Here is a 13,668-nt window from a genome sequence, read left to right as displayed (position 1 = left end):
CCGGTGCGGGCGATCGGCCGGCCCGAGGGCGGGTCGGGCCGGGTGGCGGCCGAGAGTTGTCCACAGGGCCTGACGCGTTTTCGCGACCGGCTGTACGGTCGGCACGAGTTGATGTTCGTGTGCGGGGGAGGCGGTCGTCATGGCCGAGGTCGGTTCAGCGGGGGCGGAGCAGCAGGCGGTCGCGGCCGCGCCGGACGGGCGGCCCGAGGTCGTCCGAGCGACGGGGTTCGACCGGCAGGGCGGCGGTGGCCGGGCGGAGCGCCCCGTCCCCGGGGCGGAGCCGGGGGAGCGTCCGGACGGACTCTCCCCGATCGAGAGTGCGCCGCTGCCCAAGGTGGTGTCCCTGTCCGAGCGCCGATCGGCTGCGGAGGGCTTCGGGGGCCGGGGATTCGGCGTCCCGGGCTTCGCCGCCTGGCCGGTACAGGGGTCGCCCAAGGCGGAGGGGAAGGCCCTGCGCGGGCGCGTGCCGCACGCCGCGCACGCCGAGCTGACGTCGGATGCCGACCGGCCCGACGCCGTGTCCGCGGTCGAGGAGTCCAACCGCGGCCGGCTCTCCGATCTCACCCCGATACGGGTCGGCAGGATGGCCGCCACCCCCTTCGCCTTCCTGCGCGGTTCCGCCGGCCTCATGGCCTACGACCTCGCCCGCACCCCCATGACCGGCATCAGCGCCCAGATCTGCGGTGACGCCCACGCGGCGAACTTCGGCCTGTACGGCGACGCGCGCGGCGGCCTGGTCATCGACCTGAACGACTTCGACGAGACGGTGTACGGCCCCTGGGAGTGGGATCTCAAGCGGCTCGCCACCTCCCTCGTGCTGGCCGGCCGGGAGGCGGGGGCGGACGAGGACACCTGCCGTGCCGCCGCGTACGACACCGTGGGGGCGTACCGCCGCACCATGCGCCTGCTGGCCAAGTTGCCGGTGCTGAACGCCTGGAACGCCATCGCCGACGAGGAACTCGTCTCCCACGCCGACGCCCACGATCTGCTCGGCACCCTGGAGCGGGTCTCCGAGAAGGCGCGGGCCAACACCAGCGGGCGGTTCGCCGCCCGGTCGACGGAGGCCGTGGAGGGTGGCGGGCGCCGGTTCGTCGACGCGCCGCCCGTGCTGCGCCGGGTGCCCGACGCGGAGGCGGCCGCTGTCGCCGCGTCCCTGGAGCACTATCTGACGACGCTCTCGGAGGACCGCCTCCCCCTGCTCGCGCGCTACGCCGTGCACGACGTCGCCTTCCGCGTCGTGGGTACGGGCAGTGTCGGCACCCGCTCGTACGTCGTGCTGCTGCTCGACCACCGCGGTGAGGCGCTCGTCCTCCAGGTGAAGGAGGCCCGTGCCTCGGCGCTGCTGCCGCACCTGGCGACGGCCGGGCACCGGATGCCCGAGGTGGCGCACGAGGGCCGCCGGGTCGTCCTCGGCCAGAAGCGGATGCAGGTGGTCAGCGACATCCTGCTCGGCTGGACCTCGGTCGACGGTCTTCCCTTCCAGGTGCGCCAGTTCCGTAACCGCAAGGGCAGCGTGGACCCCGCCGCCCTCGCCGCGGATCAAATGGACGACTACGGCCGCATGACCGGCGCCCTCCTGGCTCGCGCTCACAGCCACAGCGTCGATCCGCGTCTCATCTCCGGCTACTGCGGAAAGAGGGAGGGGCTGGACGAGGCCGTCGCCTCCTTCGCCGTCGCCTACGCGGACCGTACGGAGGCGGACCACGCGGCTCTGGTGGAGGCCATCAGGACCGGCCGGATCGCCTCCGAACCGGGCGTCTGACCCGACGGACGCGTCGGCGGTCCCGGTGGCGGGTGACGCCGTCGGGATGATCGGGGCGGTTGGGGTCTTTGGGGCCGTTGTGGCCGGTCAGGTGGGTGGAGAGGTGGGGAAGACCGTGAGCCGCGGGGGAGCGTGGCCTACGCTGGTCGGGTGACGACCCCGGAAGCCGATCAGAGCCAGTCCGAGCCCACCATCGAGGGGGCCCGGGAACAGTCCGGTGCTCCGACCGGCGCTTCGGCGGGCGAGACGCCCCAGGCCTCCCCCGGCGAGGGCGGCGGTCTCTCGGACGCCCAGGCCACGCAGGGTACCGAGGCCTCCCCGGCTGCCGGGAACTCCGCCGCGAGCGGGACCGATGATGAGGCCGGCGCCGGGAGCGACGCGGCGGCCGAGGTCCCGAGCGAGGACGCTCGGCCCGAGGCGCGGCTCGAACGGGCCGTGCGGGCCGCCGAGCAGGCGCTGATCGAGTTCGAGATCGCCGTCGAGACCTTCCGCGTCGAGGTCGACAACTTCTCCCGGCTGCACCACCAGAAGCTCGGCCCGATGTACTCGCGCCTCGACGAACTGGACGCCGACATCGCCGAGGCGCGCGCCGCCAGGACCGGCGACGCGGAGGACCTGCGCAAGGCGCAGGAGGCCCGGGCGCGGGTCATGCCCATGCCCGGCGTCGAGGAGCTGTTGCACGGCTGGATGGACTCGGACGGTCTGTTCCCCGAGGCTGTCGCCATGCTCACGGAGCAGCCCGTGCGGCCCCCGCAGCGGGTGCGCCCCAGCGAGGAGGCCCGCAAGTTCTTCCGTGAGCTGGTCCGCAAGGCGCACCCCGACCTCGCGCAGGACGAGGACGAGCGCAAGCGCCGGGACGAGTTCATCGCCCGCGTGAACGCCGCGTACGCGCGGGGGGACGAGAAGCTGCTGCGGGAGCTGGCCGAGGAGTGGGCCGCCGGACCCGCGCCCCAGGAGTGGAAGCCCAGCCGCAGCGAGGAGCTCTACGCACGCCTCGAATGGCTCGCCCAGCGCAAGGAGATGCTCACCTTCGTCGCGCGCGAGCTGGAGGAGAGCGCCATCGGCGCCATGCTCAAGCTGGCTCCGGAGGACCCGGACCGGCTGCTCGAGGAGATCGCCGAACAACTGCTGACGCAGGTCGGCGAGCGCGAGGCCGAGCTGGCGGAGCTGATCGCCCAGGCTCCCTGATTCTCCGGCCCGGCGAGGCTCCCGCGGCCGTGCCGTCGGCGCGGTCGGGTAGCGTCGGAGACATGAGTTTCGGAGCTGGTGTTCCCACCGTCGGGGTCGACAATCTCACCGTCGACGACTTCCTGCTGGACGTCCGGGAGGACGACGAGTGGGAGGCAGGTCATGCCGAGGGGGCGCTGCACATCCCCATGAGTGAATTCGTGGCCCGGTACGGCGAGTTGACCGAGGCGGCGCCGCAGGACGGCCGGGTCAACGTGATCTGCCGCTCCGGCGGACGGTCGGCCCAGGTCACGCAGTACCTGGTTCAGCAGGGCCTCGACGCGGTGAACGTCGACGGCGGCATGCACAGCTGGGAGGCCACCGGCCGCCCCGTGGTGAACGACAAGGGCGAGTCCGGCTTCGTGCTGTAGCCGCCATCGGCAGTCGTGGCTGTCTGCGGGACTGGGGTTCCCGGTTCCGTGCTGCGGCCGTGGGCGGCAAGCCCCGTGCTGCAGCACGGGAACCGGTTCCCCCGCCGAGGTCGTGTGCCGTCGCTTGGCGGATGTGGGCGTCAGTTCGGTGACTGCTCGGCCGTCAGCCCAGTGGATGCGCCGCCAGCAGATCGCCCAGGGCTTCCTCGTGGGCGGCCGCCGGGCCCAGGGACAGTTCCAGATGCTTGGCCCAGGCGTGATAGCGGTGCAGGGAGTAGTCGGTGTCGGCGCCGAATCCGCCGTGCAGGTGCTGGGCGGTCTGCACGACCCTGCGGACACCCTCGGACGCCCAGATCTTGGCGACGGCCACGTCACCGTAAGCCGGAAGCGCGCCGCCGGCCCCCGTGCTGATCCGCCAGGCGGCCTGCCAGAGGGTGGCCTCCATCGCCCGCAGGTCGATGTAGCGGTCGGCGGCCTGCATGGCGACCGCCTGGAACGTGGCGACCGGGAACCCGAACTGCTCCCGCTTGCCGGTGTATTCACTCGTCATCCGGAGCACCGCTTCGCCGAGGCCCAGCGCCTGGGCACAGGTTCCGGTGGCCAGCAGGTCGCGCAGCCACTCCCAGGCGCCCTCCGCGTCGATGACATCCCGTGCGGCGATCCGTGCGGATTCCAGGCGTAGTTGGCCGAGCCGCTCGCCGGTCGTGGAGATCTGCTCGGCGAGTGCCGCCCCTTCGAGGTCACGGGGGACCAGGGCGAGGAGGGTCCGGTCGGTGTCGGTGTGCGCGGGAACGACGACGACGTCGGCGCCGTAGGCCCAGGGGACGGTCGTCTGGGTGCCGTCCAGCACCCAGGTGTCCCCGTCCCGCCGCGCGGTCACGGCCCGTTCGGCCGGTTCGTGACCGGTCCTGCCACTGGCGGCGACCGTCAGTACGAGCTCGCCCCGGCCCGCCCGCGCGAGCAGATCGGCCTTCGACTCCGGCCCGCCGTACCGCTGTACGGCCAGGGCCGCCGCGCCGCACTCCAGCAGCGGAACACGCGCCAGCACCTTCGCGGACTCCCGCAGCACCAGGCACAGGGCGACCGCGTCGAGGCCCGCCCCGCCGTACTCCTCGTCGAGCAGCAGACTCAGCAGGTCCGCGTCGGCGAGCTTCGCCCACAACTGACGGTCGAAGTCCGCGGCGACGGCGCCCGCGGTGAGGGCCGGACTGGGGACTCCGTCCGGAACGACCCCGGCGAACACCGCCTTCGCCGCCTCGACCGCCGCCTGCTGCTCCTCGGTGAAGGTGAAGTCCACGATCCCGTCCTCCCGCACGCGCCGGACCACCGACCAGACAGGACGCCTGATCTGACGGAGCGTCAAGATAGAACAGGTTCTATGAGAAGGGAACGGTCGCGGGGCGGACACGGCTTGCCGGTGGCCGGTGATCGCCGGCCACCGATCGCCTGCGGTCGCGTCACGGTGGCGATCACCCGCCAGAGGAGTCGCCGTCACCGACGAGGCCGCCCCGAGGGCCGGCCCCCACGGGCTCAGCGATCGAAGTCCAACTCCACCTGTTCCGTGGACGGATGGGACTGGCAGGCCAGGACGTAGCCGGCCTCCGTCTCCTCCGGTTCCAGCGCGAAGTTACGGTCCATCCGCACCTCGCCCGAGACCAGGAAGGCGCGGCAGGTGCCGCACACGCCGCCCTTGCAGGCGTAGGGCGCGTCCGGCCGGTTGCGCAGCACGGTGTCCAGCAGGGACTCACCGTCCTGGACGGGCCACGTGCCGCCGCGTCCGTCGAGCCGCGCCGTCACCGTGCTGTGCGCGGGTGCCGGGATGACCGAGACGGTCGCCGTGCCCGCGTCCACGTGGAAGATCTCCTGGTGGATCCGCCCCCGGGACACCCCCAGGCCGCGCAGTGCCTGCTCGGCGCCCTCCACGAGACCCATGGGCCCGCACAGGAACCATCCCGCGACCTGGTCCACGGGGAGCATCGCGGGGAGCAGGTGGGTGAGCCGCTCCTGGTCGAGCCGTCCGGACGGGAGTCCGGCCTGCTGCTCCTCCCGGGAGAGGACCGTCACGAGCTGGAACCGCTGGGGATAGCGGTCCTTGAGGTCGGCGACCTCCTCCAGGAACATCGTCGACGCCGAGGTCCGGTCGCTGCGGATCAGGCAGAACCTGGCGTCCGGGCGGTGGGCGAGGAGGGTCGAGACGATCGACAGCACCGGGGTGATCCCGCTGCCGCCCACCACCGCCGCGTACAGGCCGGCCGACGGCTCCAGCGTGAAGCGTCCCGCCGGAGTCATCACCTCGACCTCGTCCCCGACGGCGATCTCCTTGAGTGCGTGGGTCGAGAACACCCCGCCGTCGACCAGGCGCACGCCGACCCGCAGGGTGCGCGGTGCCTCGCCGCCGGGCGCGGGCGCCGGGGAGCAGATCGAGTAGGTGCGCCGGATCTCCGCACCGTCGATCGTGCGGCGCAGGGCGAGATGCTGGCCGGCCGCGTGCCGGAACTCCTCGCGCAGGTCGGCCGGCACCGCGAAGGTCAGGGCCACGGCGTCGTCGGTGATCCGGTCGACCGCGGCCACCGGGAGCGGGTGGAAGCGGGCCATCACAACTCCTTGAAGTGGTCGAACGGTTCGCGGCACGACAGGCAGCGGCGCAGCGCCTTGCACGCGGTGGAGGAGAAACGGCTGAGCAGCTCGGTGCCGGCCGATCCGCAGGTCGGGCAGAGGATGGGCTCCAGCTCCGGCTCCGGTACTTCGGCTCCCGCCGCGGCGTCGGTGACGGTGCGCGTCGCGCCCAGGGAGAGCGTCACGGGTCCTGCGGGGCGGCCGCCGCGGGGCGGCGCGATCCCGAACTCCCGCAGCTTGCGGCGCCCTTCGTCGGAGATGTCGTCGGTGGACCAGGCAGGGCTGAGCACGGTGCGCACGGACACGTCCCGTATCCCGCGCTCGTGCAGCACCCGCTCGATGTCGGTCGACATGGCCTCGACGGCCGGACAGCCGGTGTACGTCGGTGTCAGCTCGACCTCGACCGAGTCCGTGCCGTGAACGTGCACCGCGCGGACCACGCCCAGCTCGTCGAGCGTGAGGACGGGCAGCTCGGGGTCGAGCACGGAGCCGGCCAGTCGGCGCAGCTCCTCCTCCAGGGCGGTGGCCGTCACCATGACGCCCCCGGGTGGCTGCGGTGCAGGTGCTGCATCTCGGCGAGCATCCGCCCGAAGGACTCGGTGTGCATCCCCTGGCGTCCGGCGCCCGCGGTCCAGGCTCCGGACTGCGGTCCGTCGGGGACGGACAGGGTGGCGCGGCGCAGGACGTCCGTCACGGACTCAAGCCAGGCGGCCCGCAGGGCCTCCCCGTCGACGTCGACGCCCTCGACGGGCTGGAACATCTCGCCGGTGAACCGCCACAGCGCCCGGCAGGCCCGGTCCATCCGCTCATGGCTGGCGTCCGTGCCGTCGCCGAGGCGCAGCGTCCACTGCTCGGCGTGGTCCTGGTGGTAGGCGACCTCCTTGACCGCCTTCGCGGCGAGGGGCGCGAACTCACCGTCCCCGGAGGCCAGCTGGGCGTAGAGGAGCCGCTGGTAGGTGGAGAAGTAGAGCTGGCGGGCGATCGTGTGGGCGAAGTCGCCGTTCGGCTGCTCGACCAGCTGGAGGTTGCGGAAGGCGCGCTCCTCGCGGAGGTACGCCAGCTCGTCCTCGTCGCCGGCGAGGGACAGCAGCACCCGGGCCTGGCCGAGCAGGTCCAGCGCGATGTTGGCCAGGGCGACTTCCTCTTCGAGGACGGGCGCGTGTCCCGCCCACTCCCCCAGGCGGTGCGAGAGCACCAGGGCGTCGTCGCCGAGAGCCAGGGCGGCCGTGGTGTTCACGGTGGTCGTCACAGGTGCTTCACCCCTTCCGGGATCTCGTAGAACGTCGGGTGGCGGTAGGGCTTGTCCGCCGACGGCTCGAAGAACGGGTCCTTCTCGTCGGGCGAGGAGGCCGTGACGGCGGCGGAGGGGACGACCCAGATCGACACGCCCTCTCCGCGGCGCGTGTACAGATCGCGTGCGTTGCGCAGCGCCATCTCGGCGTCCGGCGCGTGCAGGCTGCCGGCGTGCGTGTGCGAGAGTCCGCGGCGCGAGCGCACGAAGACTTCCCACAGGGGCCAGTCGGTGTTCGTCATGCTCGGGTCGCTCCTGTCTCGCCGGCCGTGCTCGCGGCGCCGCCGGTTCCGCTCGTGTGCTTCTTCGCGTAGACTGCGGCCGCCTCCCGGACCCAGGCGCCCTCCTCGTGGGCCGCCCGGCGCTGGGAGATCCGCTGTTCGTTGCAGGGGCCGTTGCCCTTGAGGACCTCGCGGAACTCGGTCCAGTCGATGGCGCCGAAGTCGTGCTGTCCGCGCTCCTCGTTCCAGACGAGGTCCGGGTCGGGCAGGGTCAGGCCGAGGGACGCGGCCTGCGGCACGCAGATGTCGACAAAACGCTGGCGCAGCTCGTCGTTCGAGTGGCGCTTGATCTTCCAGGCCATCGACTGCGCGGAGTGCGAGGACTCGTCGTCGGGCGGGCCGAACATCATCAGGGAGGGCCACCACCAGCGGTCCACCGCGTCCTGCGCCATCGCGTGCTGCTCGACGGTGCCCCGGCTGAGGGCCAGCAGCAGCTCGTACCCCTGGCGCTGGTGGAAGGACTCCTCCTTGCACACGCGGACCATGGCGCGCGCGTACGGGCCGTAGGAGCAGCGGCACAGGGGGACCTGGTTGGTGATCGCGGCGCCGTCCACCAGCCAGCCGACGGCGCCGACGTCGGCCCAGGTCAGCGTCGGGTAGTTGAAGATCGACGAGTACTTCTGGCGGCCGGAGTGGAGCTTGTCCAGCAACTCCTCGCGGCTCGTGCCGAGGGTCTCCGCCGCGCTGTACAGATACAGGCCGTGGCCCGCCTCGTCCTGGACCTTCGCCATCAGGATCGCCTTGCGGCGCAGCGAGGGCGCGCGCGTGATCCAGTTGGCCTCGGGCTGCATGCCGATGATCTCGGAGTGGGCGTGCTGCGCGATCTGGCGGACCAGCGTCGACCGATAGGCGTCGGGCATCCAGTCGCGGGGCTCGATGCGGTCGTCCGCCGCCACCGCGGCGTCGAAGACCGCCTCGTACGCCGCTGTGCGGGCCGCCTCCTCGGCGGCTTCGTCCGCCTGTGTGCGGGCCGTGTGGTGCGCTGCTGCTGTCGCCATGCGGTCCCCCTCGACCTCTCGTTCCCGACCGACCGATCGTTCGGTTCGCTCGCAACAATGGTCGGTCGCGCGCCGTAAGGTGTCAACCGCTGTGGATGACCTCGTGGGCGTCCGCGTGACCGTTGTGACGCACGGGGCTGTGCCGGGCGGCCGGTGCTGAGTACGGTTCGCTTGCGAAACGCCGTGGTGAGGCGCGACGTGGCGGTCCGGCGCCCGCGGCCCGGCGGCCGGCAGTCGGATTCGGGATCGTGAATCGGGGCGGAATGGACGCGAACGACGAGGGCTCCACGACCGGGCCCGGCCCGGCCGCGCCCGATCGCGCGATGCCCGATCGAGTGGGCCCTGGTCATGCGGGTCTCGATCACCCGGGCCCCGAACCGTCCGTGCCCGACGACGATCCGTCCGACAGCGGGGCGACCGATCCCACCATCCCCGGTTCCCGCCGTTCCTCCTCGGGCGACGACCCGCCCGGTGGTGCCGTGCCCGACCGGGGAGCGCCCGGCCGCGACGCGATGCCCTTCCCCGATCTGTCGGCGGCGGACGACGCCGGGTCCGACGAGCCGGTTCCCCGGAATCGTCCGCAGAACGCTCCGCGGTCGGAGAACACTCCTCCGGATGCGCAACCGGACGACGGGCCGGGGCCCGCGGGCCTCGCGGCGCTCTCCCTCCGCTATCAGGTCGCCGCCGCCTTCGCCCTCGCGGTGGTCGCCGTCGCCTCCTGTGTGCACCTCGGCATGGTGTTCCTGCACGTCGCGCCCTCGAACACGGTGACCAAGGAGCACGGCCGCGCGATCGACGAGTGGATCTACCCCGAGTTCGAGCAGAACTGGAAGCTCTTCGCGCCCAACCCGCTCCAGCAGAACATCGGGGTCCAGGTCCGCGCCCTGGGCCGGTCCCCAGACGGCACCAGCCGCGAGACCGGCTGGTACGACCTGTCGGCGCTCGACGGCCGCGCCATCGACGGGAATCCGCTGCCGAGCCACACCCAGCAGAACGAACTGCGCAGGGCGTGGGACTTCTACGTCGGCACGCACGACGCCGAGAACCGTCCCGCCGGCCTGCGCGGCGACCTCTCCGAGCGCTACCTGCGCCGTATCGCCGTGCTGCGGCTCGACCGCGAGCGCGCGGGCGGCACGGGGGCGGTCGTCGAACGCGTCCAGTTCCGCTCCCGCACGACCGACGTGCAGCCGCCCGGATGGAGCGACGAGAAGGTGTCCGACCGGCCTGTCGTACGGGAACTGCCCTGGTGGACGGTTCCCGCCGCCGACCGCGCGGGCGGCCTGACGGAGGCGAGCGCCCGATGAACCGATTCGCTCCGCCGGTCTCGCGCGGCATCGCCCGCGTCACGGAGTCGGCCCTCGGGCCGTACCAGAGCGCCGTGATCCGCATCGGCTTCGCCGCCACCTGGCTGCTGTTCCTGGTGCGCGAGTTCCCGAATCGGCAGGAGATGTACGGGCCCGACGGGCCGTGGAGCTGGGATCTCGCGCAGCGGCTCGTCGCGAGCAACCACGCGTTCACGGCCCTGCTCTGGTCCGACAGCCAGGTGTGGTTCGAGATCGTCTACGCCCTCGCCGTCCTGTCCGGCGTCCTGCTGCTGGCGGGCTGGCGGACCCGGACGATGTCCGTCCTCTTCATGATCGGCGTGCTGTCCCTGCAGAACCGCAGCGTCTTCATGGGGGACGGCGGCGACAACGTCCTCCACCTGATGGCGATCTATCTGGTGTTCACCCGCTGCGGCCGGGTGTGGTCCCTGGACGCGCGCCGCGAGCGCCTCGCGCGACAGGCACGCGCGCGGGGAGACTGGTCGGCGCCCGACCGGGTGGGACCAGCGCTGTGGGCGGTGCTCGGTGTCCTGCTGGCGACGGCGACGGGCGCCGGACGGATCGAAGGCGGCTGGCTCGGCGGCTGGCTCACGGTGTTCTGGGGTCTGTGGGCGGTCCAGGGTCTGTGGTGGGCGGTCTGCCGGTCCGCGCGGAGCGCGGAGCCACGCGTCCTGCTGGACGTCGTCGCCAACCTCGTGCACAACGCCGCTCTGTTGATCATCATGGCGGAGGCGTGCCTGATCTACGCGACCGCCGGCTGGTACAAGGTCCAGGGTTCGCGCTGGCAGGACGGCACCGCCGTCTACTACCCGCTGCACCTCGACTACTTCTCGCCCTGGTCGGCGCTGTCCGGCGTGCTGTCCGCGCACGGCACTCTCGTCATGCTGGTCACCTACGGCACGGTGATCATGCAGGTCGCCTTCCCCTTCACCCTGTTCAACCGGCGGGTCAAGAACGTCCTGCTGGTGGCGATGATGACCGAGCACGCGGTGATCGCCGTGGTCCTCGGCCTGCCGTTCTTCTCGCTCGCGATGATCGCCGCGGACGCGGTGTTCCTGCCGACGTCCTTCCTGCGCCGCCTCGGCGGATGGACGGCACGCACGCGTGGACGCCTGTTCGCCGTCGGTGGACGTGCGGTGCCGGGCCCCCGGGAGCCCGAGCCGGGCGTTCCGGAGGGAGCCGAGCCGACGCACGTAGGCTTCACCGCATGAACGACCCCGTACGTGTCTGGCGACGACTCGCCGACGATTCCGTCCTGCTCGACGGCTTCCACGCCCTCAAGCACGCGGTGCGCTTCGGGGCCGACATCCCGGTCGCCGTCGCCACCGACCGGCGGGCGATGCTGGATCTGGCCGCGGAACTCGCCCCCGACGTCCGCGCGACCCTCGACGGCCTGCTGACCGAGGTCCCGGAGGCGACGTTCACGAACCTCGTGACGCGTCCGCACCCCACCTCGGTGGCCGCTCTCGCCGTCCGTCCGTCCCGGGCCGCCAACCTGGAGGCGCTGACCCGCACTCCCCGCACCGCACCCGTCGTCGTCCTCGACGACCCGCGCAACCTGGGCAACGCCGGCGCGGTGATCCGGCTGGCGGCGGGATTCGGCGCGACCGGCGTGGTCACCACGGGCACGCTGGACCCCTGGCACCCCACGGTCGTCCGCGGCGGGGCAGGGCTGCACTTCGCGACCGCCGTGGAACGGGTGACGGTGGACGAGCTGCCGCCGGGCCCGGTGTTCGCGCTCGACCCGGAGGGCGAGGACATCCGCGGATCGAAGATCCCCGACGACGCGGTGCTCGCCTTCGGCTCGGAGCGCAGCGGGCTGTCCGCCGGACTGCGCGCCCGGGCCGACCACTTGGTGGCCCTGCCGATGCGCCCCCAGGTCTCCAGCTACAACCTCGCGACCAGTGTGGCCATGACGCTGTTCCACTGGAGCGCGACCGGGGGCGCACCCGCTTAGGGGCACCGGTCACCGGGCCTCCGGCCGGCTCACGCCTCCCGGCGCACCTCGACCACCCGGAAGCGGTTCGCGACGAACGCGCCGTCGCACAGGGCCGCGTTGGCCGCGCCGTTCCCGCCCGATCCGTGGAAGTCCGAGAACGCCGCCGTCTGGTTGACGTACACCCCGCCCGTCAGGTTCAGGGAGAGCTGGGCGCACTCCTCCAGGCAGGCCTCCCGCACCTCGCGCTCGACCTCCTCGTCGGTGGTGTACGCGCCGACGGTCATCGCGCCCTTGTCCCTGATCGTGCGCCGCAGCAACTCCACGGCGTCCGCCGCCGAGTCGACCGCGACGGCGAAGGAGACCGGGCCGAAGCACTCGCTCATGAAGGCGGCCTCGTCGGCGCTCTCGGCGCCCTCCCAGTACTTGCGCGCACCGTCGAGCTTCACGATCACGGGGGTGCGCACGACGGCGTCCGGGAACTCGGGGTTCTCGATCTGCCGTGAGGGCAGGGCGACGTCACCCAGTCCGGCGGCCGCCTCCAGGCGGGCCTTCACGTCCGGGTTCACGATGGCGCCCAGCAGTGCGTTCGCCCGGGCGTCGTCGCCGAGCAGGCCGCCGACCGACTTCGCGAGGTCGGTGACCACCTCGTCGTACGACTTGGGGCCCTCGTCCGTGCGGATGCCGTCGCGGGGGATCAGCAGGTTCTGCGGGGTGGTGCACATCTGGCCGCTGTAGAGCGACAGGGAGAACGCCAGGTTGGACAGCATCCCCTTGTAGTCGCCGGTCGACTCCACGACCACCGTGTTCACGCCGGCCTTCTCCGTGTAGACCTGCGCCTGGCGGGCGTTGGTCTCCAGCCAGTCGCCGAACGCGGTGGAGCCGGTGTAGTCGATGATCCGGATCTCGGGACGGGTGGCCAGCGTCTTCGCGATGCCCTCGCCGGGGCGCTCGGCGGCCAGCGCCACCAGGTTCGGGTCGAAGCCCGCCTCGGCGAGCACCTCGCGCGCGACCTGCACGGTGAGCGCGAGCGGCAGCACCGCGCGCGGGTGGGGCTTCACCAGGACCGCGTTACCGGTGGCCAGGGAGGCGAACAGGCCCGGATAGCCGTTCCACGTCGGGAAGGTGTTGCAGCCGATCACCAGCGCGATGCCGCGCGGGACGGGCGTGAAGTCCTTGGTCAGCGCGAGCGGGTCGCGCTTGCCCTGCGGCTTGGTCCACTCCGCGGTGTCGGGGGTGCGGACCTGCTCCACATACGCGTAGGCCACCGCCTCCAGACCGCGGTCCTGTGCGTGCGGTCCGCCCGCCTGGAACGCCATCATGAAGGCCTGGCCACTGGTGTGCATGACCGCGTGCGCGAACTCGTGGGTTCGGTCGCTGATCCGCTTGAGGATCTCCAGGCAGACCACGGCACGGATCTCCGCGCCCGCGTCCCGCCAGGCGCGCTGCCCGGCGCGCATGGCGGGCAGCAGCGTGTCGACGTCCGCGTGCGGGTAGGTCACGCCCAGCTCGATGCCGTACGGCGAGATCTCGCCGCCGACCCAGTCGTCCGTGCCGGGCTGCCCCAGGTCGAGGCGGGTGCCCAGCAGGGCGTCGAAGGCGGCCTTGCCCTCGGCCATGCCCAGGCTGCCGTGCTCGCCGTACGCCTTGGGATGCTCGGGGTGCGGGGACCAGTACGCGCGCGTGCGGATCGCTTCCAGCGCCTGGTCCAGGGTGGGCCGGTGCTGGGCGATCAGCTGGTGCGCGGTGAGTTCGGCGGCCATCAGGGACCAACTCCTCGTCTCAGGAGCTCTTCGTCGAGCTCGCGAGCTGGGCAGGAAGGGACAGTCAGGGTTAGAGTAACCGAACGATCGGTCGGGACAAG

13 protein-coding genes are annotated in these 13,668 nt (G+C 72.3%); 6 read left to right on the top strand and 7 right to left on the bottom strand.

The annotated features are described in order from the left end of the window. Positions 1–139: 139 nt before the first annotated feature. The 3 genes from AB0C62_RS01590 (at position 140) to AB0C62_RS01580 (ending at position 3,360) form a co-directional block, all read left to right on the top strand. Positions 140–1,762, top strand: a complete 1,623-nt coding sequence (locus AB0C62_RS01590; RefSeq protein ID WP_362969071.1) for a DUF2252 family protein — start codon at positions 140–142, stop codon at positions 1,760–1,762. Positions 1,763–1,912: 150 nt separating this feature from the next. Beyond that, complete coding sequence (locus AB0C62_RS01585; protein WP_362969070.1) at positions 1,913–2,950, top strand: hypothetical protein; 1,038 nt, start codon at positions 1,913–1,915, stop codon at positions 2,948–2,950. A gap of 62 nt (positions 2,951–3,012) precedes the next feature. Beyond that, positions 3,013–3,360, top strand: coding sequence for a rhodanese-like domain-containing protein (locus AB0C62_RS01580; RefSeq protein WP_362969069.1), 348 nt, complete (start codon positions 3,013–3,015; stop codon positions 3,358–3,360). Positions 3,361–3,523: 163 nt separating this feature from the next. Here the strand turns inward: AB0C62_RS01580 and AB0C62_RS01575 are convergent, their stop codons facing one another. From AB0C62_RS01575 to paaA, 6 genes are all read right to left on the bottom strand, one after another. Beyond that, the gene (locus tag AB0C62_RS01575; RefSeq protein ID WP_362969068.1) at positions 3,524–4,657 is read right to left on the bottom strand and encodes an acyl-CoA dehydrogenase family protein; all 1,134 of its coding nucleotides are present in this window, start codon (positions 4,655–4,657) and stop codon (positions 3,524–3,526) included. A 233-nt stretch (positions 4,658–4,890) separates the two neighbouring features. Then, entirely contained in the window at positions 4,891–5,955 is a 1,065-nt protein-coding gene (locus AB0C62_RS01570; RefSeq protein WP_362969067.1) for a 2Fe-2S iron-sulfur cluster-binding protein, read from the bottom strand. After that, positions 5,955–6,512 carry a 1,2-phenylacetyl-CoA epoxidase subunit PaaD gene (gene paaD / locus AB0C62_RS01565; protein ID WP_362969066.1) on the bottom strand — a complete coding sequence of 186 codons (558 nt, stop codon included), beginning with the start codon at positions 6,510–6,512 and terminating at the stop codon, positions 5,955–5,957. The genes AB0C62_RS01570 and paaD overlap by 1 nt, the downstream gene beginning before the upstream one ends. Next, on the bottom strand, positions 6,506–7,225 hold the full coding sequence (paaC, locus tag AB0C62_RS01560; RefSeq protein ID WP_362969065.1) for a 1,2-phenylacetyl-CoA epoxidase subunit PaaC: 720 nt from the start codon (positions 7,223–7,225) through the stop codon (positions 6,506–6,508). The genes paaD and paaC overlap by 7 nt, the downstream gene beginning before the upstream one ends. Further along, on the bottom strand, positions 7,222–7,509 hold the full coding sequence (gene paaB, locus AB0C62_RS01555) for a 1,2-phenylacetyl-CoA epoxidase subunit PaaB (protein WP_261703692.1): 288 nt from the start codon (positions 7,507–7,509) through the stop codon (positions 7,222–7,224). Before paaB ends, paaC begins: the two co-directional genes overlap by 4 nt. After that, positions 7,506–8,546, bottom strand: a complete 1,041-nt coding sequence (paaA, locus tag AB0C62_RS01550; RefSeq protein WP_362969064.1) for a 1,2-phenylacetyl-CoA epoxidase subunit PaaA — start codon at positions 8,544–8,546, stop codon at positions 7,506–7,508. Before paaA ends, paaB begins: the two co-directional genes overlap by 4 nt. A 383-nt stretch (positions 8,547–8,929) precedes the next feature. On the opposite strand from paaA, the gene AB0C62_RS01545 reads away from it, so the two are divergent. Genes AB0C62_RS01545 through AB0C62_RS01535 form a run of 3 tightly spaced genes read left to right on the top strand, consistent with a single transcriptional unit; the run spans position 8,930 to position 11,825 of the window. Beyond that, on the top strand, positions 8,930–9,850 hold the full coding sequence (locus AB0C62_RS01545) for a DUF5819 family protein (protein WP_362969063.1): 921 nt from the start codon (positions 8,930–8,932) through the stop codon (positions 9,848–9,850). Continuing rightward, positions 9,847–11,079, top strand: a complete 1,233-nt coding sequence (locus tag AB0C62_RS01540; RefSeq protein ID WP_362969062.1) for an HTTM domain-containing protein — start codon at positions 9,847–9,849, stop codon at positions 11,077–11,079. The genes AB0C62_RS01545 and AB0C62_RS01540 overlap by 4 nt, the downstream gene beginning before the upstream one ends. Beyond that, complete coding sequence (locus tag AB0C62_RS01535; RefSeq protein ID WP_362969061.1) at positions 11,076–11,825, top strand: TrmH family RNA methyltransferase; 750 nt, start codon at positions 11,076–11,078, stop codon at positions 11,823–11,825. Before AB0C62_RS01540 ends, AB0C62_RS01535 begins: the two co-directional genes overlap by 4 nt. Positions 11,826–11,854: 29 nt before the next feature. Here the strand turns inward: AB0C62_RS01535 and paaN are convergent, their stop codons facing one another. Continuing rightward, a complete protein-coding gene (gene paaN, locus AB0C62_RS01530; protein ID WP_362969060.1) occupies positions 11,855–13,567 on the bottom strand; it encodes a phenylacetic acid degradation protein PaaN in 1,713 nt (570 codons plus the stop codon). Positions 13,568–13,668 lie beyond the last annotated feature (101 nt).

The organism is Streptomyces sp. NPDC048643 (genome assembly GCF_040650615.1).
In the GTDB taxonomy this organism is placed as follows: domain Bacteria; phylum Actinomycetota; class Actinomycetes; order Streptomycetales; family Streptomycetaceae; genus Streptomyces.
This window is presented reverse-complemented; position numbering and strand designations above follow the sequence as displayed.